Source organism: Asanoa ishikariensis (assembly GCF_900107455.1).
Classification (GTDB): domain Bacteria; phylum Actinomycetota; class Actinomycetes; order Mycobacteriales; family Micromonosporaceae; genus Asanoa; species Asanoa ishikariensis.
Genome location: NZ_FNQB01000002.1, coordinates 1,190,219 through 1,215,615 on the forward strand (window position 1 = coordinate 1,190,219; position 25,397 = coordinate 1,215,615).

Annotated in this window: 23 protein-coding genes; 8 read left to right on the top strand and 15 right to left on the bottom strand. The window is 72.5% G+C overall.

What is annotated here, in order from left to right; all coding sequences use genetic code 11:
• The first annotated feature begins 45 nt into the window (after window positions 1-45).
• The 4 genes from BLV39_RS19880 to pspM all read left to right on the top strand — a co-directional run bounded on the left by BLV39_RS19880 (window position 46) and on the right by pspM (window position 3,128).
• On the top strand, window positions 46-555 hold the full coding sequence (locus BLV39_RS19880) for a CinA family protein (RefSeq protein WP_090794524.1): 510 nt from the start codon (window positions 46-48) through the stop codon (window positions 553-555).
• A gap of 158 nt (window positions 556-713) precedes the next feature.
• A complete protein-coding gene (locus BLV39_RS19885) occupies window positions 714-1,241 on the top strand; it encodes a helix-turn-helix domain-containing protein (protein WP_090794527.1) in 528 nt (175 codons plus the stop codon).
• Between the two features lie 170 nt (window positions 1,242-1,411).
• The gene (locus BLV39_RS19890) at window positions 1,412-2,326 is read left to right on the top strand and encodes a PspA/IM30 family protein (protein ID WP_090794533.1); all 915 of its coding nucleotides are present in this window, start codon (window positions 1,412-1,414) and stop codon (window positions 2,324-2,326) included.
• A gap of 16 nt (window positions 2,327-2,342) precedes the next feature.
• Complete coding sequence (pspM, locus tag BLV39_RS19895) at window positions 2,343-3,128, top strand: phage shock envelope stress response protein PspM (protein ID WP_090794537.1); 786 nt, start codon at window positions 2,343-2,345, stop codon at window positions 3,126-3,128.
• A 205-nt stretch (window positions 3,129-3,333) separates the two neighbouring features.
• On the opposite strand, the gene BLV39_RS19900 is transcribed toward pspM, so the two are convergent.
• Genes BLV39_RS19900 through BLV39_RS19910 form a run of 3 tightly spaced genes read right to left on the bottom strand, consistent with a single transcriptional unit; the run spans window position 3,334 to window position 5,457 of the window.
• Window positions 3,334-4,131 carry a DNA-formamidopyrimidine glycosylase family protein gene (locus BLV39_RS19900; protein WP_090794541.1) on the bottom strand — a complete coding sequence of 266 codons (798 nt, stop codon included), beginning with the start codon at window positions 4,129-4,131 and terminating at the stop codon, window positions 3,334-3,336.
• A 27-nt stretch (window positions 4,132-4,158) separates the two neighbouring features.
• Window positions 4,159-4,947, bottom strand: coding sequence for an SAM hydrolase/SAM-dependent halogenase family protein (locus BLV39_RS19905; RefSeq protein ID WP_090794544.1), 789 nt, complete (start codon window positions 4,945-4,947; stop codon window positions 4,159-4,161).
• Between the two features lie 3 nt (window positions 4,948-4,950).
• Window positions 4,951-5,457, bottom strand: coding sequence for a GNAT family N-acetyltransferase (locus BLV39_RS19910; RefSeq protein WP_090794547.1), 507 nt, complete (start codon window positions 5,455-5,457; stop codon window positions 4,951-4,953).
• Between the two features lie 18 nt (window positions 5,458-5,475).
• On the opposite strand from BLV39_RS19910, the gene BLV39_RS19915 reads away from it, so the two are divergent.
• Window positions 5,476-6,399, top strand: a complete 924-nt coding sequence (locus BLV39_RS19915) for an LLM class F420-dependent oxidoreductase (protein WP_090794550.1) — start codon at window positions 5,476-5,478, stop codon at window positions 6,397-6,399.
• Window positions 6,400-6,447: 48 nt separating this feature from the next.
• On the opposite strand, the gene BLV39_RS19920 is transcribed toward BLV39_RS19915, so the two are convergent.
• Window positions 6,448-7,716, bottom strand: coding sequence for a hypothetical protein (locus BLV39_RS19920; RefSeq protein ID WP_090794554.1), 1,269 nt, complete (start codon window positions 7,714-7,716; stop codon window positions 6,448-6,450).
• Between the two features lie 91 nt (window positions 7,717-7,807).
• On the opposite strand from BLV39_RS19920, the gene BLV39_RS19925 reads away from it, so the two are divergent.
• Entirely contained in the window at window positions 7,808-8,410 is a 603-nt protein-coding gene (locus BLV39_RS19925) for a phosphoribosyltransferase (RefSeq protein WP_090794557.1), read from the top strand.
• Here BLV39_RS19925 and BLV39_RS19930 read toward each other — a convergent pair.
• The 5 genes from BLV39_RS19930 to BLV39_RS19950 form a co-directional block, all read right to left on the bottom strand.
• Entirely contained in the window at window positions 8,357-9,208 is an 852-nt protein-coding gene (locus BLV39_RS19930) for a hypothetical protein (protein ID WP_090794559.1), read from the bottom strand. The two genes, BLV39_RS19925 and BLV39_RS19930, sit on opposite strands and share 54 nt — an antisense overlap.
• Window positions 9,201-9,707: a SigE family RNA polymerase sigma factor gene (locus BLV39_RS19935; protein WP_090794562.1), complete on the bottom strand. Its 507-nt coding sequence runs from the start codon at window positions 9,705-9,707 to the stop codon at window positions 9,201-9,203. Before BLV39_RS19935 ends, BLV39_RS19930 begins: the two co-directional genes overlap by 8 nt.
• Window positions 9,708-9,903: 196 nt before the next feature.
• A complete protein-coding gene (locus tag BLV39_RS19940; RefSeq protein WP_143049815.1) occupies window positions 9,904-10,122 on the bottom strand; it encodes a cold-shock protein in 219 nt (72 codons plus the stop codon).
• Complete coding sequence (locus tag BLV39_RS19945) at window positions 10,119-14,684, bottom strand: ATP-dependent helicase (RefSeq protein ID WP_090797569.1); 4,566 nt, start codon at window positions 14,682-14,684, stop codon at window positions 10,119-10,121. Before BLV39_RS19945 ends, BLV39_RS19940 begins: the two co-directional genes overlap by 4 nt.
• 184 nt (window positions 14,685-14,868) lie before the next feature.
• Window positions 14,869-16,098, bottom strand: coding sequence for a bifunctional pyridoxamine 5'-phosphate oxidase family protein/GNAT family N-acetyltransferase (locus tag BLV39_RS19950; protein WP_090794566.1), 1,230 nt, complete (start codon window positions 16,096-16,098; stop codon window positions 14,869-14,871).
• A 40-nt stretch (window positions 16,099-16,138) separates the two neighbouring features.
• Here BLV39_RS19950 and BLV39_RS19955 point away from each other — a divergent pair, with 40 nt between their 5' ends.
• Together BLV39_RS19955 and BLV39_RS19960 are read left to right on the top strand one after the other, a co-directional pair.
• Window positions 16,139-17,473, top strand: coding sequence for an aminotransferase class I/II-fold pyridoxal phosphate-dependent enzyme (locus tag BLV39_RS19955; protein ID WP_090794569.1), 1,335 nt, complete (start codon window positions 16,139-16,141; stop codon window positions 17,471-17,473).
• Between the two features lie 201 nt (window positions 17,474-17,674).
• Window positions 17,675-18,367 carry a UdgX family uracil-DNA binding protein gene (locus BLV39_RS19960; protein ID WP_090794572.1) on the top strand — a complete coding sequence of 231 codons (693 nt, stop codon included), beginning with the start codon at window positions 17,675-17,677 and terminating at the stop codon, window positions 18,365-18,367.
• Here BLV39_RS19960 and BLV39_RS19965 read toward each other — a convergent pair.
• From BLV39_RS19965 to BLV39_RS19990, 6 genes are all read right to left on the bottom strand, one after another.
• Window positions 18,351-18,989: an HAD family hydrolase gene (locus BLV39_RS19965; protein WP_090794575.1), complete on the bottom strand. Its 639-nt coding sequence runs from the start codon at window positions 18,987-18,989 to the stop codon at window positions 18,351-18,353. The two genes, BLV39_RS19960 and BLV39_RS19965, sit on opposite strands and share 17 nt — an antisense overlap.
• Window positions 18,986-19,780: an alpha/beta hydrolase gene (locus BLV39_RS19970; RefSeq protein WP_204082858.1), complete on the bottom strand. Its 795-nt coding sequence runs from the start codon at window positions 19,778-19,780 to the stop codon at window positions 18,986-18,988. The genes BLV39_RS19965 and BLV39_RS19970 overlap by 4 nt, the downstream gene beginning before the upstream one ends.
• A 15-nt stretch (window positions 19,781-19,795) precedes the next feature.
• Window positions 19,796-20,119, bottom strand: a complete 324-nt coding sequence (locus BLV39_RS19975; RefSeq protein ID WP_090794577.1) for a hypothetical protein — start codon at window positions 20,117-20,119, stop codon at window positions 19,796-19,798.
• A 9-nt stretch (window positions 20,120-20,128) separates the two neighbouring features.
• Window positions 20,129-22,294, bottom strand: coding sequence for a bifunctional polysaccharide deacetylase/glycosyltransferase family 2 protein (locus BLV39_RS19980; protein ID WP_090794580.1), 2,166 nt, complete (start codon window positions 22,292-22,294; stop codon window positions 20,129-20,131).
• Window positions 22,294-22,566, bottom strand: a complete 273-nt coding sequence (locus BLV39_RS19985; protein ID WP_143049816.1) for a hypothetical protein — start codon at window positions 22,564-22,566, stop codon at window positions 22,294-22,296. The genes BLV39_RS19980 and BLV39_RS19985 overlap by 1 nt, the downstream gene beginning before the upstream one ends.
• Before the next feature lie 69 nt (window positions 22,567-22,635).
• A complete protein-coding gene (locus BLV39_RS19990) occupies window positions 22,636-25,224 on the bottom strand; it encodes a DUF4062 domain-containing protein (RefSeq protein WP_090794638.1) in 2,589 nt (862 codons plus the stop codon).
• Window positions 25,225-25,397: the final 173 nt, after the last annotated feature.

Genomic DNA, 25,397 nt, shown 5'->3' on the forward strand with positions numbered 1-25,397 from the left:
CAGCGCAAGGGACCCTTACTAACGCCGTGTTGGGAGAATCGGTCGGTGAGCAACCCGCTGGAGCCCAGTGCGGCCGCGCCTGCCGTACGACTGCTGGTCGATCGGGGTGAGACCCTGGCCGTCGTGGAGTCGCTGACTGGCGGGCTGCTGGCCGCGACGATCGTCGAGGTGGCCGGGGTGAGCGCGGTGTTCCGGGGCGGGCTCGTGGTCTACGCGACCGACCTCAAGGCCAGCCTGGCCGGGGTGCCGGCGCCGCTGCTGGCCGCACAGGGCCCGGTCGACCCCGACGTCGCCCTGGCTCTCGCGAGCGGGGTCCGCCGGGTCTGCGGCGCTGATTGGGGAGTGGCCACCACCGGGGTGGCCGGGCCGGACCCGCAGGACGGCAAGCCGGTGGGCCTGGTCTATGTGGCGGTCGTCGGACCGGCCGGCCGCCGGGTCGACGAATTGCGGCTCGACGGTGACCGGGCGGCGATCCGGGCCGGTGCCGTTTCCCAAGCCCTGGAATCGCTGGTGGCGGTGCTGCGTTCGCCTGTGGCGAACAGTTCGGGGTCCTGACGGCCCGCGTCCCCGGCGAGTTGCGGACAAAAGGGATTTCTGGCACTTGGGGGTCCTCCCCTCACCCGGCGGGGCAGGATGTCGGGGAAGCGGAGAACGAGTACGGTTGCGGGAAGCCTTCGGCGTAGGTCGGGGCGACGACGGAGGGGGAGGTGCGAATGGTCCTGCTACGTCGGGTGATCGGCGACGCATTGCGCGCACGCAGGCAGGGGCAGCATCGAACCCTGCGTGAGGTCTCTACGGCCGCCAACGTCAGCCTGGGCTACCTCTCCGAGATCGAGCGGGGGCAGAAAGAGGCCTCCAGCGAGCTCCTCTCGTCGATCTGCGACGCCCTCGACACCCAGCTTTCCCAGGTGCTCCGCGAGGCCAGCGACACGCTGGCACTGGCCGAGCAGATGGAGGGTGTGCTGGTGGGAGTCGGTGGCCAGGAGAAGCCGCCGGAGCTCCAGCCGGCCCGTGTCGTGCCGCCCACGCCGGTGCTGGATCCGGCGAACGCGGCGACTCCCGAGCCCGCCGCTCCGGCCGCGCTGGCCGGCGCCGCCCGTGCCAAGGCCCCCGTCCGGCAGGTCGCCACCGACGGCAAGGTGTCCGTTTCGGTGCACCAGACCTCGCCGCTCAAGGCCACCCTGCGGGCCACCCGCAACACCGGCGGTCCGCGTGACCGCGACCGTGTCTTCGCCGCGTGAGCCCCATAGCCGCCGGTTCTTACCGCGCGTACTGTGATCAATAGCTGCCAAGGCAGTGACCGGGTGGCGTGCGCCTGAGACGATGGAGCGAGCGCCGTGCCGTCGCAGTGGCGTGACGGCGCAGGACCCAAGCCTGCCGGCAGGCACGGACACGAGGGGATAACGCGGACATGGCGAACCCGTTCGTCAAGGGATGGCGCTACCTGATGGCGCTCTTCGGCGCCAAGATCGACGAGTACGCCGACCCGAAGGTGCAGATCCAGCAGGCCGTCGAAGACGCGCAGCGGCAGCACCAGGCCCTGGTGCAGCAGGCCGCCGCCGTCATCGGCAACCAGCGCCAGCTGGAGATGAAGCTGTCCCGCCAGATGTCCGAGGTCGAGAAGCTCGGCTCGATGGCGCGCCAGTCGCTGGTGCTCGCCGACAAGGCCCGCGCCGAGGGCAACGAGCCCGAGGCCGGCAAATACGAGCAGACCGCGCAGCAGCTCGCGTCCCAGTTGGTCTCCGCCGAGCAGGGCATGGAAGACCTCAAGAGCCTGCACGACCAGGCGATCAACGCCGCCGGCCAGGCCCGCAAGGCCGTCGAGAACAACCAGATGATCCTCCAGCAGAAGCTCGCCGAGCGCACGAAGCTGCTCAGCCAGCTCGAGCAGGCGCGCATGCAGGAGACCGTCGCGCGTTCGCTGGAGTCGATGTCGTCGCTGACCGCGGCGCCGGGCAACACGCCGTCCTTCGACGAGGTACGCGAGCGCATCGAGCGCCGCTACGCCAACGCCATGGGCCGCGCGGAGCTCGCCTCCAACTCGGTCGAGGGCCGGATGATCGAGGTGCAGCGTTCGACGCTCGACATGGCCGGCGCCGATCGGCTGGAGCAGATCCGGGCGAGCATGGCCGGCGAGAAGCTGGGCAGCGCGTCCGAGCGTCCGGCGGTGGGCGGTGCCAACGAGGCCGCCGACGCACAGCAGGGCAACGGCGACAAGGCGGCCAACGACGAGAAGGCCGACGTCGCCGGGATAGCGCGCCTCGACGAGCTGCGCGCGAGCATGTCCAAGGACAAGAACCCCGGCGGTTCGAGCGCCGCCGGCTAAGACCTGGGGGACAGAAGTGGCCGACGCGCGGACCCGTTATTTCCGGCGACTCCGCCGGTTGCGTAGCTCCGCCCGTCGCTGGAGCGTGGCCGGTGCCGGTCTGGCCGGCGCGGCCGCTGTCCTGACTCCCTATGCCGGCCTCGGCCTGCCTGACGCCGCCTGGGCGGCCGCCGCGGGGGGTTCCCTGGTCCTGGCCGGGTGGCGCTGGGCCGACCTGCGCCGGCTGTCGGCCGAGCCGGCCCCGCCGGCGCCGGACCCGGCGCTGGCCGCCGAACGCACCCGCGCCCGTTTCATCGCCGCCGTGGAGTCGGCGCCTGGTGGGCGGTCCGCGTTGGCCGAGGTACGCCGCCAGAAGGGCCGGTTCGCGCTACGCGGCAGCACCGCGGCGACGGGTTGGGACCGCCTGGACCGAGCGTCGTCGACCTTGAACAGCCTCGCGCCGCGCCTGACCGGCATGGGCGGCAGCGCGGTCCTGGAGGCCGCGGTCGCCGAGGACTCCCTGCGCGACCTGGCCCACCGGGTCTCCGGGGTGGAGAAGGCGACGCAGTTGGCCCCGCCGGACGCCAAGCCGGGCCTGACGGAGGCCCACCGCGACCTGACGCAGCAACTCGACGAGGGCGTGGCGGCCTACGAACGCCTGGTCGCGGCCGCAGCCGCGTATGTGGCCGAGGACGGCCGCCTAGGCACCACCCACCCGTCGGTCTCCCGCCTCACCGAGGCGAGCGACCTGCTGCGCGGCGTCGCCTCCGGCTTGGCCGAGCTACGCACCACCACCCCCGATCCCATGCGCGCCGCCTCGTAGCTCACGCCCTGCGCCCGGCCTCAGTGCGGGTCGTCGTCTCGTTGCGCCACTCAGAGGAGAAACCCCCGCGAGCCTGGCAGCGACGCGAAGCGAGCGGTGCGCGCGGGAGCGAACGGTCGTGCCCACCGCGGACGCGCGAAATGAACGAGCGTTCGTTTTGGTTGGTATTGAGGGATCAACAGACGCCCACCGCGGACCCGCGAAATCAAAGATCGTTGGGTTTGGGTTGGCAACGAGGGCACCAGTAGGTAACCCGTTCCCCCTGCTCGGCTTTTTGGATCGCGGTGGCGCAGCGGCGGCAGGGTTGGGCGCGGCGGCCGTAGACGTAGTTGGCGTCGCCCTTGCGCAGTGAGCCCGTGGTGGTTTGCAACCAGCGCCCCCGGTTGCTGGCCAGCAGGCGTTGGGCGAGCGAGACCATGGCCGGCAGGTCCGGCACCGACCGCACCGGGGTCCACGGCCAGACGCCGCGCAGGAACAGCGTTTCCGCCTTGTAGAGGTTGCCGATGCCGGCCAGGTTGCGCTGGTCGAGCAGGGCTTCGGCGATCGCGGTGTCGGGGTGCGCGGACAGCCGCTCCACCGCCTGCGCCGGGTCCCAGTCGGCACCGAGCAGGTCCGGACCGAGATGGCCGACCAGTTCCGACTCCCGGGCGGTGGGCACCAGCGTCAGGTCGTGCAGGTGGTAGCCGACCGCGACGGCGTCCGACGTGCGCAGCACCACCCGGATCAGGTGTGCGGGCTTGGCCGCCCAGCGCTCGCCCGGCGCGTACGCCCGCCAGGCGCCGTCCATCCGCAGGTGCGAGTGCAGGGTGCGGTCGGTGCCCGCCGGGTCGCGCAGGCGCAGCAGCAGGTGCTTGCCGCGCGCGGTGGACTCCAGCACCCGCCAGCCGGTGAGTTTGGTGGTGGCCAGCCGGGGGATCCGGAAGTCGGACGCGGTCAGCTCACCGCCGCCGATGGCGCGCTGGAGCGTGCGGGCGGTGTTCCAGACCGTGTCACCTTCGGGCACCCTTCCATCGTGCCGCACCGGTGGTGGCTACGGCTCCCGGCGTTCGACAGTGATCCGCAGCACGTCGCCGGGGTGTACGCCCAGGGTCGCGTCGGCGGGTGCGCCGTTGGCCGCGACCGCGACCATCCCGGCCGAGTCGACGAGCACGACGAGCGCGCCGGGTGCCGCGTCCGCGAAGGTCTCGCCGATCACCGCGGGCTGGTCCGCGACCCGCACGCCGCCGCCGACGGCCGCCGGCAGGGCGTCGGCTTTCGCGGCGAGCTGGATGTTGCCGAACCGGTCGACGGAGAGCACCGCCGCCTCCAGCCAGCCTTCGCCGTGGGCCGACTTGGGCTCCGGCAGGCGGACGAGGCCGGCCGGCTCGATCGCGGGGCCGGCATCGGCCAGCGGTGCTCCGCCGACGAGCCGCGCGGCGACCGGCGCGAAGATGTCGCGGCCGTGGAACGTGCGGGTCACCACCGGGGCCAGCCAGGCGGGGTTGCGCAGCTCGACCGCCTCGGTGACCCCACCGAGTGCCTCCGCGGCCCAGATCAGCAGGCCGTTGTCCGGACCGACGAGCAGGCCGCCCGGGGTGCGCAGGGCGACCGGCCGCCGGGCCGTGCCCACACCCGGGTCCACGACCGCGAGGTGTACGGAGGCCGGCAGGTCACCGACGGTCTGCGCGAGCACGACGGCGCCCCGGGCGACGTCACCGGGCGGCACCTCGTGGGTGATGTCGATGACGCGGGCGGCCGGCGTGATCTTCGCGATCGCCCCGTGGCAGGCGGCCACGAAACCGTCGAGCCGGCCGTAGTCAGTGGTGAAACTGATCCACATTGGTCATTGACCTTCGATCGGCAGCTCGAGGCGGAGCTCGTCGCGGATGGGGATGCCGTTGTCGGCGACCGTGGGGATGCTCGGCTTCATCCGCCGGGCCCGGTCGACCGCGCCCTGGTCGACGCCGACGATGCGCAGGCCGCGGCGCTGGTAGAAGTGCAGCGCCCGCAGGTTGTCGTTGGTGGTGACGAGCCAGATCCGGCTCGACCCGGAGGCCCGGGCCTCGGCCACCACGGCGTCGAGCAGCGCCGTTCCCACGCCTTCGCCGCTGGTGCCGGCCGCGATGCTGACCACCTCGAGAGCGTCGCCGTCGACCCGCCACGACAGTGCGCCCGCGAACTTGCCGTCGGCGCCGACGGCGACCAGGGCCGGCAGCGTACGCAGGTCGATCGCCTCGTCGTGCGCGACCACGATCGGGCCACCCCAGGTGCGCTGATGGAACTCGTCCAGCGCCTCCCGGTCGTCGCCGCTGAAGGACTGGCGGATCTGCCAGCCGGTCGAGGGAAGCATCGGGTTAGGTTGGCACACATGCGCTTGTGCATCTTCACCGAACCCCAACTCGGTGCCAGCTACGCCGACCAGGTCAAGGCCGCCCGGACCACGGAGGCAGCCGGTTTCGACGGCTACTTCCGCTCCGACCACTACCTCACCATGGGCGGCGACGGGCTACCCGGACCGACCGACTCGTGGGTCACGCTGGCCGGTCTGGCCCTGGAGACCTCGACGATCCGGCTCGGCACTCTCGTCACGTCGGCCACCTTCCGCCACCCGGGACCCCTGGCCATCAGCGTCGCGCAGGTCGACGAGATGAGCGGCGGCCGGATCGAGCTCGGCCTCGGCGCCGGCTGGTACGACGCCGAGCACCAGGCCTACGCGATTCCGTTCCCGTCGGTCGGTGAGCGGTTCGACCGGCTGACCGAGCAGCTCGAGATCCTCACGTCGCTGTGGGCGACGCCGGTCGGCGAGCGGTTGAACTACGCGGGCAAGTACTACAGCGTCGTGGACTCGCCGGCCCTGCCGAAGCCCGCCCAGTCGCCCCGCCCGCCGATCATCATCGGCGGCTCGGGCCCCAAGCGCACGCCTGCGCTGGCGGCGCGCTTCGCGGACGAGTTCAACGTGCCCTTCCGCTCCGCGGCGGAGGTCTCGCGGATCTACCGAGGGGTCGACGACGCCTGTGTAGTCGCCGGACGCACGGATCTGCCCGTCAAGTCGGCCGCGGTGACCGTCGTGAGTGGCCGCACCGACGCCGAGGTTCGGGCCCGCTGGGGCACCGACGTCCTGGATACCGACTCGGGCGACGGCGCGGTCATCGGCACGCCGAACAAGATCGTGAACGACCTCGGCGCGTACGTGGAAGCGGGCGCGACCCGGCTGTTCCTCCAGATGCGCGACCTGCGCGACATCGACCTGATCGAGCTGATCGCCGCGGAGATCGCGCCGCAGCTCGCCTGACCGTCACCGCCGGCGTCGCCTCGGGGTTGGGGAGGCGGCGCCGGCGAGTTAGTCGGATGTCTGGGAGAGCGCGGTTTCTTCGGCGTTCTGATCCGCGGTTCGCTCCGTGACCGCCTGGGTGACCGGGCTCGGTTGGCGTGGGCCGGGGCCCCCCGGGGCGTTGGGCAGGACGATGTTGCGGACCGTCAGGTAGACCGCGTGCACGGCCAGGACGCGCTCGACCTCGTCGAGGATCGGTGCGAAGAACTGGTGTCGCTGTTCCGCGTCGATCATCGAGGTGACCGCGAAGTACATACTTCCGAACCCGGCCAGCACCGCGGCGTTCTTCAGCAGCGCGACCGGGACCGCGCGCAGCATCTCCGGCTCCGCGCCGATCCACTGTGCGGCCGTCTCCTTGGTGACCATCAGGAAACCCAGCAGGACGAAGAAGCTGAACAGGCCGAGCCCGACCACGGCCGCCTGTACGAGTTGGCGCGTCGCCAGGATGACCAGCAGGTTGGTGATCTGGCCGTTCGTCAGCCGGACCGGCGCGAGCGGCTCGCCATCCGGTGCCACGTCGGCCATGTCCACCATGGACAGCGGCGTGCGCTTGCAGGCGTGGCTGAGCCGGTCCGGGCGCAGGTCGCGCTCGACCCGGCCGATCTCGTCACGCAGCCGGCCCGCGCTGGCCAGGATGGTGACCGCCGCGAACAGGGCCAGGACCGCACCGACCCGATCCCAGCCGAGCCGGTGCATCGCCTGCCACAGCTCACCGGTGAAGAAGAAGAACAACGTCACGAACAGCAGCATCGGCAGCGCCCGCCCCTGCAGTCGCAGGCTGTTGCGCATGTCGTCGATGGCGTGCCGGACGGCGCTGCGCAGCAGGGGCAGCAGGCCGTAGGTGACCACGAGATAGCCGCCCGCGGTGGTCGCCACGGCCGCCAGCAGGTACTTGGCCACTCCCTCGCCCGACCACCCGACCTTGAGCGCGGCCAGCGGCACGGCGGCCAGCAGCACGGCGTACCCGGCGAGCAATGCCCATGCCGTGACCAGCGAGAACCTGGGCATCCGGCGGCTCCAGGCGGCCAGGGCGGGCCAGGCGGCGAGCGCGGCGATGACGGCCGCGAGCCCGATCAGCTCGTGGGTCCGGCCGCTCGCGCCGGCGGCCAGTGAACCGAACCAGGCGAGGTCGACGAGGGCCACCATGGCCAGGTACGGCGCCATGCGGGGGAGCACGTGCCGGCGGAAGTCGTACCCGGCGATCATCTGTGGCACGCCACGCCGGACGAACCAGCGCTCGGTCTGCCGGACGAGGGCGCGGGATGCGGTGAGCGGCACGCACTGATGGTGCCAGGCGCGCGTGCGCGGCGCGCGCCCCGCACGTTCGTGTGATGGAGGCTCCGTGGCCAAGTGGGGTAGCTTGTTGCGCGTGGAGCACGCGCACGTGATCGACGACGTGGCCGAGGTCCTCGCGACCGAAGACGAGATCGCCGCCCGTGTGGCCGAGTTGGCCGCGCGGATCGAAGCGGACTACGCGGGGCGCGACCTGCTCCTGGTGGGAGTGCTCAACGGAGCGGCCACCGTGACGGTCGACCTGGCCCGTGCCCTGCACCGGCACGTGGAGATCACCTGGATGGGCATCACCTCGTACGGCGCCGGCCAGGGCGGCTCCGGAGCGGTCCGCCTCCGCAAGGACATCGACGTGGACGTGGCCGGCCGGGACATCCTGATCGTCGACACGGTGATCGACACAGGGCTCACGGCGGCCTGGCTGATGACCAACCTGCGCGCCCGTGGCCCCGCGTCACTCGAGTTCTTCGGCCTGTTCCGCAAGCCCGGCGCCCAGAACGCGAACATCCGATATGTCGGCTTCGACGTACCGTCCGGAGTGGTCGTCGGGTATGGCCTCGACTACCAGGGCCGCTACCGCAACCTGCGCTGCTGCGCCCTGCTGGCCCCGCACGTCTACGAGCGGCCGTCAGCAGGCGTTGTCAGCGGCGCACAGCCGGTCGGCGGCGCGCTCGCCGAGTAGCCGGACCCGCTCCGGCTCGTCCTGCTCCATCAGGACGAAGCTGACCCGGTCACCCACCCGGACGGCCGCGATCATCACGGTCCCTTCGAAGAGCTCGGCACCGTCCTCGCCGACGGTGCGGACCTGCTTGCGGACCAGCCGCGCCTGATCGCCCGCGAAATCCCTGGCCAGCACCGTGTACGTCGTAGTGGTGACGCCCGGCCGCTGCTCGCTGGTGGCCTCGCCACCCTGGCGGTCCCATTTCGCACAGGCCGTCGTCACGCGGTCGATGTCGGCCATGACGCGGGCGCCGAGGCCGGCGGGAAAGCGGCTGCCCTCCGTGAAGACCGGCGGCCCGTCGCCCTCGAGGTTGGCGTGCCGGAACCAGAGGTACGACTTGAAGGCCGTGATGTCCAGGCCGGCGTAGGCCGGGCAGTCGTCACCGCCGAACGCCCAGGTGGGGTAGGAGCCTGGCGAGTACCCGACATCGTCGGTGACCTGGTAGCCGGCACCGACGTCGGCCGGCTGCAGCATGGCCGTCTTGGGGAACAGCGTCGACCCGTCGATGACGGCCGGCTGGGTCGGCGCCGCTGAGGTCGTGGCCGGAACAGGTTCTGGAGGCGCGGCCGGCGTCGACCGCGTGCCGGTCACCAACCAGCCGGCACCGGCCAGGACGACCAGCACGGCGACGGCGGCCAACACCGTCGAGCGCCGCTGCGCCCGGGTGCGACCGCGCGAGCGGATCCGGTCGGGCTCGTCCCACGCGACGTCAGGAAGCTCGTGGTCGAGCCGGCCGGCCAGCTCTTCGAGATCAGCCACGGTTCACCTCCGCCATGTTGTCGTCGCCCAGCAGTTGAGCGAGCGCGACCCGGCCCCGGGACAGCCGGGCCTTCACGGTGCCGACCGCCACGTCTGTCTCGGTCGCGATGTCCGCGACGGACAACCCGAGCACGTAGTGCAGCGCGAGCGTTGTCCGCTGGTTGGCCGGCAGTTGCCGCAACGCGTCGACCAGCGCCACCGTGTCGGGCGTCGGCCCGTCGACCGGTCCGGGCGCACCGTGCCGCACGTACGCCCGCGCCCGGCTCCGCCGCCCCCGCCAGCGACTGATCGCGATCCGCGCGGCGACCACCCGCACCCACGACTCAGGGTCCGGATAGGTCCCGACGGTCGCCCACCGCTGCCAGGCACGCACGAACGCCTCCTGCACGACGTCCTGCGCCTCGGCCACGTCGCCGGTGAGCACGTAGACGTAGCCCAGCATCCGCCGCCGACCAGCCCGATAGAACTCGTCGAAATCCGCCTCGCGCGCGCCGCCCATCCACCCCTCCGCCACACCAGATGCGGGATATACGCCCGAGCGGACGAGAAGGTTGCATGGAATCACGCGGGACAAGAAACCCACATCCCACAGGCGCCCGTAACCACCGGCCGACGCCCGGTTCCGTGCGCGGACCCGCGCACGTCCCCGCTGGCCGCAGGCGCGCCGCGCACGTCCGCGCCGCGCGCGAGGCGTCTCAGTTAGGGCGAACCGACACCGCCCGGTAGGCGAAGCCGTCCTGTTCGCCGGCTTCGGCGACGAAGGTGACCCGTTGCCCGGCCGACAGCACCCGATAGCCCGGCATCTCAAGCGCGGAGAAATGGGCCCAGCACCCGCCCGGGACGGTCGGGGCGTCGATCACGCCCCAGCCCAGCTCCTCGTGCCACTCGCGGACGATGCCCTGCTGTGCGCTCACCCGCGCAATCGTAGGCCGCGCGGTGTCGCGCGGAATCCCGCGGAGGTCAACGCGTCCCGCAGCGGCGACGCGTGGACGCCCTCGCCGTCGGCGCGTTCGACGGACAGGGCGCCCAAGGCCCCGGTGTGCACCGCGTCGGCCAAGGCCTTCGCGGCTGCGGCCAGCGCCTCCGTGTCGTCGGTGAAGGAGAGCAGCGTGCGGCCGCCGCGTTCGACGTAGAGGGTCAGGTCGCCACCGACCACGACGACCAGGGCACCCGCCTTGCGGCCCGCGCGGTGGCCTGTGGCGGGGCCGGGTTGGCTCTCGCCGGAGTCGACCGCGCGGTCGGGCCACGGCAGGGCCGCGCCGTAGGGGTTGGCCGGGTCGGTCGCGGCCAGGACCAGGGCGAGGCCGCCGCGGGTCCGGCCTCGGCCCGGTGGCTCTTCGACCGCCTCGACGCGGTCGTTGCGGTCGGCGATGGCACGGAGCCGGTCGACGGCGCCCGGCACCGCGAACTGGGCCGCGCCCAGGCCCTCGACGAAGTAGCCGCGGCGGGCCGCGCCGCGTTCCTCCAGCGCGGCCAGCACCGGGTAGACCGCGGCGAAGCCGCCCGTCACTCCTTCGGCGGCGGCGACGCCTCGGGTGACCACGCCGTGGCGTTCGAGCAGGACGTCGGCCAGGGCGGCGGCTCGTCGGGTCGGGTCGGCGTCGCGCTCCGGCAGCCGTGACCAGCGGCCGGCCACCGTCGGCGGGCCGGTGCGGCTCGGCATGACCGCTCGGCCGCCGGGGCGGCGGTAGCGGGTGCGTGGCGTGCTCGGCCGCGACCGGTGTGCGCCGCCCGCGCCGAGCACGGCGCGCAACGGTGCCAGCGTGTCGTTGGTGAGGTGGCCCGCCCAGACCAGGTCCCACACGGCGCCGACGAGCTCGGCGTCGTCGGTGGAGCCGACCCGGTCGGAGAGGGTGCGGAAGAACAGCGCCTGGCCGTCGGACAGGGCGGACAGGACCGCGTCGTGGAGCGGGGTCAGGGCCAGCGCTTCGTCGGGGACCGGCAGCAGGAGGGGCGCCGAGTCGGCGTAGGCCAGGGTGACCCAGCCGTCGCCCCCGGAGATGGCGCCGCCGCCGGCCCAGATCACCTCGCCGCTGGCGCACAGCTCATCGAGGTAGCCGGGCTGGTAGTCGGCCACCCGCGCCGGCAGCACGAGACGCTCCAGCGCGGAACCCGGCACGGCCAGGCCCTGTAGCTGCTCGACCGCGGCCTCGACCGCCTCGACGCCGCGGGCCGACGAGCCGACCTGCTGCCAGCGGGGCAGGAAGGTAGCCAGCACCCGGGGCGGCACCGGCTCGATCTCGCGGCGCAGCGCGGCCAGTGACCGGCGGCGCAGCATCCGCAGGACCTCGGCGTCGCACCACTCGCTGCCGGCGCCGCCGGGGGAGAACTCGCCCGAGACCACCCGGCCGGTCGCGGCCAGCCGGCGCAGGGACTGCTCGACCACGTAGACGCCGAGCCCGAAGCGGGCGGCGGCGGTGATGGCCGCGAACGGCGAGTGCGTGCGGGCGTAGCGGGCCAGCAGGTCACCGAGCGGGTCGGCGACCGGCTCCAGGTGGGCGGTAGGGATGCCCACTGGCAGTGCGACGCCCAGCGCGTCGCGGTAGCGGCCCGCGTCGTCGATGCCGATGAACCGGTCCTCGCCGGCGATCCGCACCAACAGCGCTCGCCGCGCCGCGACCAGTTCCGAAGCCCACTCGACCGAGGCACCCCGCGTGGTCAGCTCGGCGGGGGAGAGGTCGCCGAGCAGCCGGAGCAGCTCGGCCACATCCTCGGCATCGCGTGGGGACCGTTCGGGGGTCAGCCATTGCAACTGTCGCTCGGTCTCGGTGACCACCGCGGGCTCTAGCAACTCGCGCAGGTCGACCCGGCCGAGCAGCTCGCCGAGCAGTGCCGAGTCGAGGGCCAGCGCGGCCGCCCGGCGCTCGGCCAGCGGGGAGTCGCCCTCGTAGAGGAAGGCTCCGACGTAGCCGAACAGCAGCGACCGCGCGAACGGCGACGGCCGCTGGGTCTCGACCTCGACCAGGCGCACCTTGCGGGCGGCCAGGTCGCGCATCAGGCCGCTCAGCCCGGGCACGTCGAACACGTCCTGCAAGCACTCGCGGGCGGCCTCGAGGGTGATCGGGAAGTCGCCGTATTCGCGGGCGACGTCGAGTAGCTGCGCCGAGCGCTGCCGCTGCTGCCAGAGCGGCTGGCGGCGGCGCGGGTCGCGGCGAGGCAGCAGCAGCGCCCGGGCCGCGCACTCGCGGAACCGGGCGGCGAACAGGGCCGACCCGCCGACCGCCTCCTCGACGATCTGGGTGATCTCGTCGGGGTCGAAAGCCACGATGTCGGCGCCCGGCGGCTCGTCAGCCGTGTCGGGCAGTCGCACGACGATGCCGTCGTCGGAGGGCATCACCTGTGCGTCGACGCCGTAGCGCTCGGCCAGCCGCTGGCCGACCGCGAGCGCCCACGGGCCGTTGACCCGGGCGCCGAGCACACAGTGGACGGCCATCCGCCAGTCGCCGAGCTCGTCGCGGAACCGCTCGACCACGATCGTGCGGTCGTCGGGCAACGAGCGGGTCGCCTCGCGCTGCTCGCGCAGGTAGGCGATCAAGTTGCCGGCCGCCCAGTCGTCGAGCCCGCCGGCTTTGAGGGCGCCGGTGGCCTCCTCGTCGGACTGCTTGACCAGGGTGCGCAGCCGGGCGCCGATGGCCCGGCCCAGCTCGACCGGCCGGCCGATCTGGTCGCCCTTCCAGAACGGCATGCGGGCCGCCTGCCCGGGCGCGGGCGAGACCAGCACCCGGTCGGGCGTGATGTCCTCGATGCGCCAGGAGGTCGAGCCGAGCAGGAAGACGTCGCCGACCCGGGACTCGTAGACCATCTCCTCGTCGAGCTCGCCGACCCGGGCGGCGCGTTCGGCGCCGGCCAGGAACACACCGAAGAGCCCGCGGTCCGGGATCGTGCCGCCGCTGGTCACCGCCAGCCGCTGGGCGCCGGGCCGGCCCGTGAGCTGGTCGGTCGCCCGGTCCCAGACGAGCCGCGGGCGCAGCTCGGCGAACGCGGTCGACGGGTAGCGGCCCGAGAGCATGTCGAGCACCGCGTGCAGCGCCGACTCGGGTAGCTCGGCGAACGGCGCCGCCCGGCGGACCAGCACCGAGAGGTCGCCGACGGCCCACGGGTCGAGCGCCACCATCGCGACTATCTGCTGCGCCAGCACGTCGAGCGGGTTGCGTGGGTAGCGCAGCTCCTCGATCGCGCCCTCGCCCATCCGCTCGGCGACCACCGCGCAGGAGACCAGGTCACCGCGGTGCTTGGGGAAGACCACCCCGCGGGACACGGCACCCACCTGGTGGCCGGCCCGGCCGACCCGCTGCAGCCCCGCGGCCACCGACGGCGGCGCCTCGATCTGGATCACCAGGTCGACCGCGCCCATGTCGATGCCCAGCTCCAGGCTGGAGGTGGCGACCACGGCCGGCAGCGAACCGGACTTGAGTGCCTCTTCGGTGTTCTTCCGTTCCTCGCGGGAGACGCTGCCGTGGTGGGCCCGGGCGATCACCGGCGGTGCGCCGGCGGCCGCGCCGGCCTGCGCCATGATCTCGGCCGGCAGCCGCGCGGCGCCGCCCGCCGCGAGCTCTTCGACCGCCTCGACGGCCAGCTCGTTGAGCCGGGCGCAGAGCCGCTCGGCGCTGCGTCTGGAGTTGGTGAAGACGATCGTCGACCGGTGCCGGGTGATCAGGTCGTAGACCCGTTCCTCGACCGCCGGCCAGATCGACGCCCTCCGCGCCGGAGCGCCCAGCTCGTCGTTGCCCGGCTCCTCGACCTCGTCGAGCCGGGTCATGTCTTCGACCGGAACCTGGACGCTGACCTCGATCGTCTTGGTCGTGGCCGGCCGCACCACGTCGACCGGATGCGCGCCACCGAGGAACTGCGCGACCTCGTCGACCGGCCGCACGGTCGCCGAGAGCCCGATCCGCTGGGCCGGCTTGGGCAGCAACTCGTCGAGCCGCTCCAGCGACAGCGCCAGGTGCGCGCCGCGCTTGGTCGCGGCGACCGCGTGCACCTCGTCGACGATCACCGTCTCGACCCCACGCAGCGAGTCGCGCGCGGCCGAGGTGAGCAGCAGGAACAGCGACTCGGGCGTGGTGATCAGGATGTCTGGCGGGGTGCGGGCGAAGGAGCGCCGCTCGTCGGCCGGCGTGTCACCGGTGCGCATGCCGACGGTGATGTCGGGTGGCGGCAGCCCGAGCCGCCCGGCCGCCTGCCGGATGCCGGTCAGCGGCGCGCGCAGGTTGCGCTCGACGTCGACGGCGAGCGCCTTGAGCGGGCTCACGTAGAGGACGCGGCACCGCTGCTTGCGCTCGGCCGGCAGCGGCTCGCGGGACAGCTTGTCGAGCGACCAGAGGAACGCGGCCAGCGTCTTGCCGGACCCGGTGGGCGCCACCACCAGCGCGTTGCGCCCGGCACCCACCGCCTTCCAGGCACCGGCCTGGGCGTCGGTGGGCGCGGCGAAGGCGGCGGCGAACCACTCCCGAGTGGCAGGCCCGAAGCTCTCCATCACGTCCACGAGGGCAATCCTGCCCGAGGGGTAAGACACTTTCTAACGGCGCGTGACCAGAACCGGACAAAGAGCCATTAAGGGCTGGTTTTCCCGGGTTTTCGGTGGGCGCGACCGTTGCTCCCGCCTGAGACCGCTCGCTTCGCTTCGCTGCCAGGTCCGCCGCCGGTCGCGCCTTCCTTTATCAGGGGTTGCGCAGGCGGGAGCGTAGAGCGACTGACGCGGCGGGCCATTCCTCCGCGAGCATCGAGTACTGGACCGTGTCGCGCCAGGAGCCGTCGGGGCGCATGCGGTGGTGGCGGATGAGGGCCTCGCGGGTGGCGCCCAGGCGGGCGATGGCTGCCTGCGAGCGTTCGTTGCGGATGTCGGTGTGCCAGACCACCCGCTCCGCGCCGAGCGTTTCGAACGCCCGGGACAGGAGCAGCAGCTTGGCCTCCGTGTTGATGCCCGTGCGCCAGGCCGCCCGGCCCAGGAATGTGTGGCCGATCGCCAGCGACCGGGCGCCGGGCGCGACCTCGTAGTAAGAGGTCGTGCCGACCACCTCGCCGGTCGCGGCCGAGCGCTGCACCCACGGCACCCGCTCGCCGCGGTGCGCGGCCGCCAGCGCGTCGGACACGTAAGAGGCCAGTTCCTCGCGGCTCTGGGGCAAGGGCGCGGTCAGATGGCGCCACACCTCGGCGTCGGCGGTGGCTTTGAACAGCTCGTCCACATGCGACAGGTCGAGTGGCTCGAGGATTACGTGGGAGCCGACCAGTCGTTCGGGGGAGAGCCACGGCGAGACGGCCGGCCGCAGATAAGAGGGCATCGGCACCGCCACGCCCGCGTCCGGCTCGGGCACGCCGGCGGTCAGGCGCAGCGGCAGCACGCCGGCCCAGTGCGGGAGGTCCAGGTCGTACTCCTCCTCGCGTACGCCACCGGTGCGCGTCCGGGCGGAGACCTCGCGCAGCGGCAGCGCCAGCACCGCCGTCTCGGCCAGCTCGCGCTTCGACGGCGGCCGCGTCTGCGCGGCCCGGCCGGTGCCCAGCTTCTCCACCAGCGCGGTCATCGCGGTCCGCTTCGCCGTCTCGTCGGTGACCAGGGTGGCGACGCCGTGCGCGACCACCGACCGGTAGTTGGCGCTGTGGTGGAACTGCGAACGCGCGTAGATCAGCCCGTCGAGCAGCGTGACGGTGACGCAGACCGGCAACCCGTCGTCGCGCGCCCCGAGCAGCGGTCGGCTGCCGGTCGACCCGTGCAGGTAGAGCGTGTCGCCGACGCGCACGTGCAGGGTCGGCAGGACACGCGGCTCGCCGTCGACCACGAACGCCATCGCGCAGTGGTATGCCTCGTCCAGGACGGCATGCACGGTCTCGGCGTCGTAGACCATCCGGTCACGGGCTCGCGTGGCGGTGGTCCGTTCCGTCGGCGCGTACATGATTGCCCTCCCGGTTTTGTTCTAGTACATTATTGAAACTGTGACAGCACATTATCAGATCGTCGGCTCCACGGCGGCAGAGATTTCGGCGAGCATCGAGGAGGGCGTGCGCACCGGCGCGCTCGCACCCGGCACGCCGCTGCCACCGGTCCGCGGTCTGGCCGACGGGCTCGGTGTCAGCGCCGGCACGGCCGCGAAGGCCTACCAGACGCTGCGCTCGCGAGGGGTGATCGAGACCGCGGGCCGCAACGGCACCCGGGTGCGGCCCCGCCCGCCGGTCAGTGGCGGCCGCGCGGCGCTGGTCGTGCCGCCCCCGGCAGGCACCCTCGACCTGCTCTCCGGCGAGCCCGACCTGCGCCTGCTGCCACCGCTCGGCCCCTACATCCGCCGGCTCGCCGATGCCGACCCGGTGGGTTACAACCACGCCGGCACGCACCCCGACCTGGCAGAGGCCGCCGCCGCCCGGTTCGCCGCCGACGGGGTCGACCCGGCGCACCTCACCGTCACCAGCGGAGCCCTCGACGGCATCGACCGGCTGCTCGCCGCCAACCTGCGCCCCGGCGACAAGGTGGCGGTCGAGGACCCGGGCTGGGCCGCCGTGATCGACCTGGTCGCCGCGCATGGCCTGGAGGTGGTCGGCGTGCCGGTCGACGACGAGGGGCCGACGCCGTCCGGGACGGACCTCGCGCTCGCGGCCAGCGCGCGCGCGTTCATCGTGACCAGCCGCGCGCACAACCCGACCGGCGCCGCGGTCACCCGGCGGCGCGCGGCCGACCTGCGGCGGGTGCTGGCCGAACACCCGGACGTGCTGCTCGTCGAGGACGACCATTCCGCCGAGTTGTCCACGGTGCCGCTGCACACGCTGGCCAAGGCGACCCGCCACTGGGCGTTCCTGCGCTCGGTGAGCAAGCCCTACGGCCCCGACCTGCGGCTGGCCGTGCTGGCCGGCGACGCGGCGACGATCGCCCGAGTGGCCGGCCGGATGCGGCTCGGCTCCGGCTGGGTGTCCACGTTGCTGCAACAGGTGGTCGCCGGCCTCTGGGCGGACCCGGCCGTGGTCGAGCTGGTGGCGACCGCGCGGGACAGCTACGAACGACGACGCGGAGCCCTGCGGGCCGCGTTGGACGCGCACGGGTTGCCGAGCCAGGGGCACACCGGCATCAACGTCTGGGTCCCGGTGCGCGACGAGACCTCGGTGGTCACCGCACTGCGGGACGCCGGCTACGCGGTCGCTCCGGGCTCGCTCTACCGCCTGGGCGCACCGGCCGGCATCCGGATCACCATCAGCCGGCTCGACGACGACCGGATCGAGCCGCTGGCCGCCGCGCTGGCAGCGGCGGCCGGCGGCGCGCAGCCCCGGTCGTTCAGCACCTAGGCCCTGTTTCGTATCTGGAGCCGGGCTGCGGCGGGCCCAGGGGTCGTCTGGCCGCACGGTGCCTTCACCCGGATACAACACCGGTATCCGGATAAAGCCGCCGCACACCCAGACGACCCCTGGACTCCGCCTCGCCTCGACCCCAGATACGAAACAGGGCCTAGTCGATGAGGACCGGGGCGGATCGGGTAGAAAGGCCGAATGGCGGCGACCGAACCACCACCCGGGGCAGAACGGTTCATCCCTGACGGGGCACACAGCCTCGACGACCTGAAACGGGCCGCGCCAGGGTGCCGGGGCTGCGAGCTATACGCCGACGCGACGCAGGTGGTGTTCGGCCGCGGCGACGCCAAAGCCAAGATCGTGATGGTCGGCGAACAGCCTGGCGACATCGAGGACCAGAAGGGGTTCCCGTTCGTCGGCCCCGCCGGGCACCTGCTGCGGCGCGCGGTCGACGCGGCCGGCATCGAGGTGCCAGAGATCTACTTGACGAACGCCGTCAAGCACTTCCGTTTCGTCCAAAGAGGACAGAGGCGCATCCATCAGACGCCGGAGCAGCAGCACATCGTGGCCTGCCGCCCCTGGCTCGTGTCCGAGTTCGCGCTGCTGCGCCCACGGGTCGTCGTGGTGCTCGGCGCGACCGCCGCGAAGGCCCTGCTCGGACCGTCGTTCCGGGTCACCCGGCAGCGCGGTCAGGTGCTGCCGTGGCCGGACGCGGCGCAAAACCCCGACGACTTTCGCGTCGCACCGATCGAGGGCGGCGTCGAGGTGCCGCCGGCCAAGCTGGTCGCCACCATCCACCCGTCGGCCGTGCTCCGCGCCGACGACCAGGACCTCGCCTTCAACGGCCTGGTCGACGACCTGAAGGTGGTGGCGGCTACGGCTCGTCGATGAGCGAGCGACCCAGCGCGTACGCCTCGAACAGGTCCGAACCCGCGTAGGTCGCTCCCGCCACGCTCGCCACGTGAGCGTCGGCGTTGACAGCGACCGTGGTCCGGCCGAGGTGCGCGAACAACGGAACGTCCGAGATGGAGTCCCCGTACGCGACGCACCGCGTCACCTTGTGTCGGGCGCACAGCGAGGAAGCGATCCGCACCTTGTCGGCCGGCGTCAGAATGCCCAACGGGTCCACCGATGTAACGAACGGCACCGCGGGAAACCGCGACGCCACCACCTCGTCCACACCCTCGTCCAACAGCAGCCGGGCGAAGAAGTCCGGCGACATGGTGATCACCGCCGACCGTTCGCCACGTCGCCGGATGTCGGCGCACACGTCGCGGATGCCGGTCAACCAGGGGCTGCCGGCGTAGACGGCCGTGACGATGTCGAGGGTCAGCCCCTGCCAGAGCCGGTGCACACCCCGCGCGAACCCGACCGTGTCGATCGAGCCGGCCACGAACGCGGCCTCCAGCGCGGCCACCTCCGCGACAGTGCCCGTCGCCCGGCCGATCTGCAGGCTCGCCGAGCTTCCGCGCAGCAACGTGCCGTCCATGTCGAACACGTGCAGGACGGTCACAGCAGAAGCTCGCGGGCCGCGGCCAGGAAGCGGTCCTCGGCGGCGGCGGCAGCCGGGTTCGCGTCCCGCATCGTCGGGAAGTCGTGCAACAGACCGGCCTCACGCCAATGCCGCACGGGTACGCCCGCGGAAGTCAACCGGGCCACGTAAGCCTCACCCTCGTCGCGCAGCGGATCGTGCTCGGCGGTGACGACCAGCGCCGGCGGCAGCCCGTGGAGGTCGGCGACCAACAGGTTGACCGCCGCCGACGCGCGCACCTCGGGGGAGGGCACCCACCAGCCGATCCACTCGCGGAGCTGGGCGGGGTCGAGGAAGCCGTTGTCGGCCTCGGACACCACGCTCGGCGAGCTCAGCGTCAGATCGGCGTTGGGACAGACCAGCAACTGCGCGAGCAGGCCGGGCACCCGCAACGCGGCCAGCGCCGCCAACATCCCGCCCGACGAGTCGCCGGCCACCGCCAGCGGCTGACCGGCCAGCGCGGTGAGCACCGCGACCGTGTCGTCGACCGCCGCCGGCCACGGGTGCTCGGGCGCGCGCCGATAATCGACCGCCACCACGCGGGCACCGGTCGCCGCGGCGAGGCGGCGTACCTGCGCGTCGTGTGTCTCCAGATCGCCGATGACGAAGCCGCCGCCGTGCAGATAGACGATCACCGGGGTCGCGTCGGGCTGGTAGACCCGCACCGGCACGCCGCCGATGCGGCGGTCAACGGTGGGCATCGGTGGGCCGGGCGAACGCCGCGCCGCCCTGGAACGCGCACCGTCCCGCTGTGCGGCGATCTTGTGGTCCATCGCCCTCACCATAGGTCAGCCGCCGGTGAAGTTCTCCTCCACCTCGCCATCGAGCTCGGTCAACGCGTGCTCGACGACGGCCGTCAGAGCGGCATCGTCGAGCCCGTCCGCGGACATCTCCAGCACCGCGAGCGCGCCGCCGCTGGGGATGTCCTCGACCACCAGGTCGGCCCGCCACCCGCCGGCGTCGTCCCGCCAGGTCGCGAAGAGCCCCGGCGCGGTGGCCGCCGGGCGGTGGTGCAGCGGCTCGGGAAGCCACCCCACACGCGCCGGATCGGTCGCCACGTTGAAGACGACCTCGGGCTCGGACGAGATGCCGCGTTCGCGTCGCACGCTCACAGGACCAGCCTAAGCCTCGGCGGCGACCTCGCCGCTGCGTCTGAGGTGCTGCCATTTGAGCAGGCCACCGGTCAGCGCGGTGGCCGCCGCGTGCACCAGCACCAGGTACATCATCTGGCGATAGACCAACTGCTGTAACGGCAGTGTCCAGAGCGGCCGCAGCGGTTCGCGGTCGAGCCGGAACGCCAGGATCGCGGTCACCGCCTGGATCACCATCACCACGAGCCAGGCCACCAGCGCCTCGACCCGGTCGAGGAAGAACAACCCGTACACGGCCAGGATGTCCAGCACGGGAGCGAAGAGCGGCAGGACCACCGAGAACAGCGCGATGAACGGCAGGCCGCGCCGGCCGAACCGACCTGAGGCGCCGTGCTCGACCACCGCCCGGCGGTGTCGCCACATCGCCTGCATCGTGCCGTAGCTCCACCGGTAGCGCTGCCGCCAGAGCTGGCCGAGCGTGTCGGGCGCCTCGGTGCGCGCGACGGCGGTCTCCTCGTAGACGACCCGCCAGCCGGCCCGGTGGATCGCCATCGTCAGGTCGGTGTCCTCGGCGAGGGTGGCCCGGCTGAGTCCGCCCGCCTCGTGGACCGCCTGCCGGCGGAAACCACCGAGCGCACCCGGGATGGTCGGCATGCAGCGCAGCGTGTCGTAGAGGCGGCGGTCGAGATTGAAGCCGATCACGTACTCGATGTGCTGCCAGAGACCGATGAGCCGGCGCCGGTTGCCGACCTTGACGTTGCCGGCGACCGCACCCACCCGAGGGTCGGCGAACGGCTGCACCAGCTTGTGGATCGCGTCGGGCGTGACGACGGTGTCGGCGTCGACCATCACCAACAGGTCGTGCCGGGCCAGCGCGATGCCCGCGTTGAGCGCGGACGCCTTGCCGCCGCCGGGTACCCGGACGACCCGCACATTGGGCAGGCCGAGCGCCTCCACCTCCTCGGCCGTGCCGTCGTCGGACTCGTCGTCGATCACCAGGACCTCGATGCCCGGGTGGTTGCCGGTGGCCAGCGTGCGGACCGCGGCGGCGATGGTCCGCCGCTCGTTGTAGGCCGGGACGATCACGGTGACCGGCTCGTGGACCTCGGCTCCCCACGACCAGGTTCGCGCGCGGCGCCGGCGGGCGTGCCGCAGAGCGAAACCGAAGAGCACCAGGGTGCGGATCAGGGTCAGTGCGCCGACCAGCAGGAGCAGGAACCAGAGGAGCCGGTTGGTGCCGTCGGCCACCTTGACCGCCCAGACCAGCAGTCCGCCGCGGATCTGGTCGGCCCGGCTGGCCTTTCCAGCCGCCAGGCCCGGCGCCTGGTCGCCGAACGCCCCTTCGACGGTGGTGAAGCGGTAGCCGCGCTGGCGCATCTGTGGGATGAACGTGTCCAGCGCCGCCACCGTCTGCGATCGGTCGCCGCCGGCGTCGTGCAGCAGCACCACGGCACCGCGGCCGTCCGGCGGCGTGGAGCTCCGGACGATCTGGTCCACACCTGGGCGGGCCCAGTCCCGGCTGTCGGTGTCGTCGAACACCGAGACCATGTTCTGGCCGCCCGCGCCCTGGACCACCGACCAGTGCTTGTTGTCCAGCGAGTCGACCCCGCTCGAGTACGGCAGCCGCAACAGCGGAGTGGTCACGCCGGCGGCGTACGCGATGGCGGAGCGGGTCTGGCTTATCTCGAGCCGTTGCCGCCAGCCGTCCATCCCGGCTAGGTCGGGGTGGGTGAACGTGTGCACGCCGACCTCGTGGCCCTCGCGCACCATCCGGTCGACGAACTCCGGGTGCCGGCTGGTCTGCGAGCCGAGGACGAAGAAGGTGGCCGGCACGCCGTGCTTGTGCAGCACGTCCAACACCTGTGGCGTCCACAGGGGATCAGGACCGTCGTCGAAGGTGAGCACGATGGTGCGGTCCGGCACCTGGTGGCTCGCGACCCGTCCCGTTCTGGTGTCGACCACCGGGCCGCCGTCGCGTACCGCCGCCGGCACCGCGTCCTGCAGTCCCGGCTCGCCCTCGTTGTCGGGCGCGAACCGGGAGTTGGCGTACGCGCCGATGGCGAGCAGGTTGGCCAGCACCAGCGTGCCGACGCCGGCGATGATCCAGCGGCGCCCGGCGAACCGGGACTTCCGAGGCTCGGGTGTGGCGATGTGCTGCGTGTCGCCGATCTTCTGGCCCTCTCGCCAGGTCCCCATCAGCCGACCACGGCGACCTGGCTGAGCCAGAGCAGAGCCAACAGGACGAGCACGAGCAGCAGCACCGCGTACGCGGTCCAGCGCAATCGGCGGCCGCGACGGCCGCTGCGGTCGACGAAGATGGCCTGGGTGGCGTCGGGCAGGCGGATCGCCTGGGTGGCGACGTCGGGCTTGTCGGCCCGGCCGCGCACGGTGCCGCTCGTGGTGGGGCGTGGTGCGTCGTGACGGATCGCGTCGTCGGTGCGCGCGCGACCCACGAATCGATCGGGCATGGCGCAAAGCGTAAGTTTTGTGACCCGTGGCCACATGATCAACAGGGCGAATGTCCGGATAGCCGGAAATCAGGTCGCGAGCGCCTCCGCCACGGCGCGGTCGAGTCCGAGTGCGGCGCCCTGCCGGCGGGCCTTCTCATAGGTGACGCTGCCGAGGTTGCGGCGCAGCATGACCTCGTCGGGGCCGTCGTCCGGCCACGGCAGCACGTACGCGGCGAGCCAGGTGGCACCCGAGGGCGTCTGCAGGGCCCCGGCGGCGGAGATCAACCGGACCGCCTGCTCCGGGTCGCCCTGGCGCGCGTCCAGGTCACCGAGGGCGGCGATGAACAGGGGCGGGCTGTTCGTGTCGCCCTTGCCGTACGCCGCCGAGAGCCCGTCGGCCAGGTAGTCGTGCGCCTCCGCGAAGTCCCCGCGGCCCATGGAGTTGAGCGCCAGGCTGTAGAGCGCGACCGACGTGCCCAGCGAGTCGTCAGCGAGTTGGGCGGCCACCAGCGCGGCGTGGAACTCGTCGGCGGCGGTGTCGTGGTTGTCCTCCAGCAGCGCTATCGCGCCCAACCGGCTGTGGTAGATGCTGGCCTGCCAGTCGTCGCCGGTCTGCGCGCTGAGCCGGCTCGCCTCCTCGATCAGCGGGCGGGCCCGCTCGAAGTCGCGTTGGGTGAGAGCGAGGTGGCCGAGCGGCCCGGCGGCCCGGGCGATGCCCTCCATGTCGCCGACCTCGCGCAGGATGAGCAGCGCCCGCTCCAGCCGGGGCCCGCCGCGCGCCAGATCGCCGCTGGCCAGCGACATCGTCCCGGCCGAGAGCAGCGCACGGCCGTAGCCGCGGCGGCTCAGGTACTCGCTCATCTCGAAGATCCTGGTCAGGTAGCGCAGCGCCTCGTCGATGTGGCCGTGCAGCCACCAGAACACCCATATCGCCTCGGCGAGCCGCAGCGCGGACTCCGGGTCGTGGTGATCCAGGAACCAGCCGATCGCCGCGATCAGGTTGTCGTGCTCGGACTCCAGCCGGTCCAGCATCCCGGCCTCGGCGAGCCGGCTGAGGCACGGCTCGACGGTGAGCGCGAGGTCCAGGTAGTGCGCCGCGTGCGCGTTGTGCGCCGGCTCCCAGTCGGGCCCGTCGCGGAGTTGGTCGAGCGCGAACTCCCGGATGCTGTCGAGCATCCGGAACCGCGTCTCGTTCGCCGGCTTGCTCTCCTGCCGGATCAGGCTGCTCTGCACCAACCCGTCGAGGGCGTCCAGCACGTCGCTGTCGTCCGCGGCGTCCGCACCCAGCGCGCCGACCGTGTCCGCCGCCTCCAGGGTGAAGCCGCCCATGAAGACGGCCAGCCGGCGGAACACGGCCTGCTCGCCGGGGTTGAGCAGGTCGTAGCTCCAGCCGACGGTGTCCCGCAGCGTGCGCTGCCGGTCCGGCAGGTCGCGCGCGCCGCCGGTGAGCAGCTCCAACGGGCGGCCCATCCGCTGCAGGATGGCGGTCGGCGGCAGCACCCGGATCTTCGCCGCCGCGAGCTCGATCGCCAGGGGCAGGCCCTCCAGCCCCCGGCAGATCTCCACCACCGAGGGCAGGTTCTCGTCGGTCAGCGTGAAGGCGCCGGACGCCGCTCGGGCCCGGTCGACGAACAGGCGCACCGAGCCGTAGTGGCGTACCGCGTCGAGCGTGATGTCCCGGTCCGGGATAGCCAGCGGCTCCAGCGCGAACGCGTGCTCGCCACTGATCCGCACCGGCGAGCGACTGGTCACCAGGGCGGTCACGCCCGCGGCGCCGGCCAGGATGTCGGCGAGCACCGGTGCCGCCTCGGCGACGTGCTCGAAGTTGTCGACCACCAACAACATCTGCCGGGTACGCAGGAACGCCACGATGTCGGCCACCGGTCGCCAGGTGCTCGACGTGCGCAGCCCGAGGGCGCGGGCGATCGCGTCGACGACGAGCTCGGGCGAGTTGACGGTGGACAGTTCCACGTAGCCGATCCCGTCGGGGAACAGCGGGCGGAGCCGCTCCGCGAGGTCGGTGGCGAGCCGGGTCTTGCCGACGCCGCCGGGCCCGGTCAGGGTGACCAGCCGGACGTCCTCGTCGGTGAGCAGCTCGGTCAGCGCGGCGATCTCCAGGTCGCGGTCGAACATCTGGGTACGCGCGACCGGGATGACCGCCGGCGGCGCCGTCTCGGGCGCCGCGCCGCTCTCCTGGAACCGCTCGGTCAGCAGCACCGCGATGTCGTGCTCGACGAGCCGGCGCAGCTCACGGGCGTCGGTGAAGCGGCGGAACGAGACGTCGGCGCTCGACTCGATGTCCTCGATGAGCGCTTCCAGCCGGGGGTCGCGCCGGGGCGCGGGCGTCTTGACGTAGATCAACCGGGGCATGTCTGCGGCCAGCCGGTACTCGTCCTCGATGCCGGAGATCGCGGAGCCGGGCGCGGTCCAGCCGTAGTCCTCGGCGTACACCCCGACGAAGACGTGGCTCTGGGCGATGTAGGACCGGTAGACGTCGCGAGGCGGGTGCGGCCGAGCACCCTGCTCGAACATCACCGGTGCCAGGTGCAGGCGTTCGATGGCCTCGCTGACCGACCTCCGTTCGGTCGCGAGCTCGTCCAGCGTCGAGCTGACGAACACGCGCAGCCGCTGATCCGGGGTGTGGATCAGCGACGGGGACGGGCTGGGGGTCGACAAGGTTTTTCACCACCTAATTGGGGCAATTGACGTGAAATAGCCTAGCGCCGGGACGGTCGGATTCGGAGGCCCGTGGTCACTGGTCGTCGGATACCCACCCACTGGCCTGGGCCGGGACCAGGGAGTCTCCCCGGCGTCAACGGACAGCCTCCTGTGCGTATTCGCGCCCTGGC

Bases quoted from the DNA above. Each gene is read 5' to 3' on its own strand.
- BLV39_RS19885 (WP_090794527.1), top strand. From the start codon at position 714: ATGGTCCTGCTACGTCGGGTGATCGGCGACGCATTGCGCGCACGCAGG.
- BLV39_RS19890 (WP_090794533.1), top strand. From the start codon at position 1,412: ATGGCGAACCCGTTCGTCAAGGGATGGCGCTACCTGATGGCGCTCTTC.
- BLV39_RS19905 (WP_090794544.1), bottom strand. From the start codon at position 4,947: ATGTGGATCAGTTTCACCACTGACTACGGCCGGCTCGACGGTTTCGTG.
- BLV39_RS19910 (WP_090794547.1), bottom strand. From the start codon at position 5,457: ATGCTTCCCTCGACCGGCTGGCAGATCCGCCAGTCCTTCAGCGGCGAC.
- BLV39_RS19915 (WP_090794550.1), top strand. From the start codon at position 5,476: ATGCGCTTGTGCATCTTCACCGAACCCCAACTCGGTGCCAGCTACGCC.
- BLV39_RS19935 (WP_090794562.1), bottom strand. From the start codon at position 9,707: ATGGGCGGCGCGCGCGAGGCGGATTTCGACGAGTTCTATCGGGCTGGT.
- BLV39_RS19945 (WP_090797569.1), bottom strand. From the start codon at position 14,684: ATGGAGAGCTTCGGGCCTGCCACTCGGGAGTGGTTCGCCGCCGCCTTC.
- BLV39_RS19950 (WP_090794566.1), bottom strand. From the start codon at position 16,098: ATGTACGCGCCGACGGAACGGACCACCGCCACGCGAGCCCGTGACCGG.
- BLV39_RS19960 (WP_090794572.1), top strand. From the start codon at position 17,675: ATGGCGGCGACCGAACCACCACCCGGGGCAGAACGGTTCATCCCTGAC.
- BLV39_RS19970 (WP_204082858.1), bottom strand. From the start codon at position 19,780: ATGGACCACAAGATCGCCGCACAGCGGGACGGTGCGCGTTCCAGGGCG.
- BLV39_RS19980 (WP_090794580.1), bottom strand. From the start codon at position 22,294: ATGGGGACCTGGCGAGAGGGCCAGAAGATCGGCGACACGCAGCACATC.
- BLV39_RS19985 (WP_143049816.1), bottom strand. From the start codon at position 22,566: ATGCCCGATCGATTCGTGGGTCGCGCGCGCACCGACGACGCGATCCGT.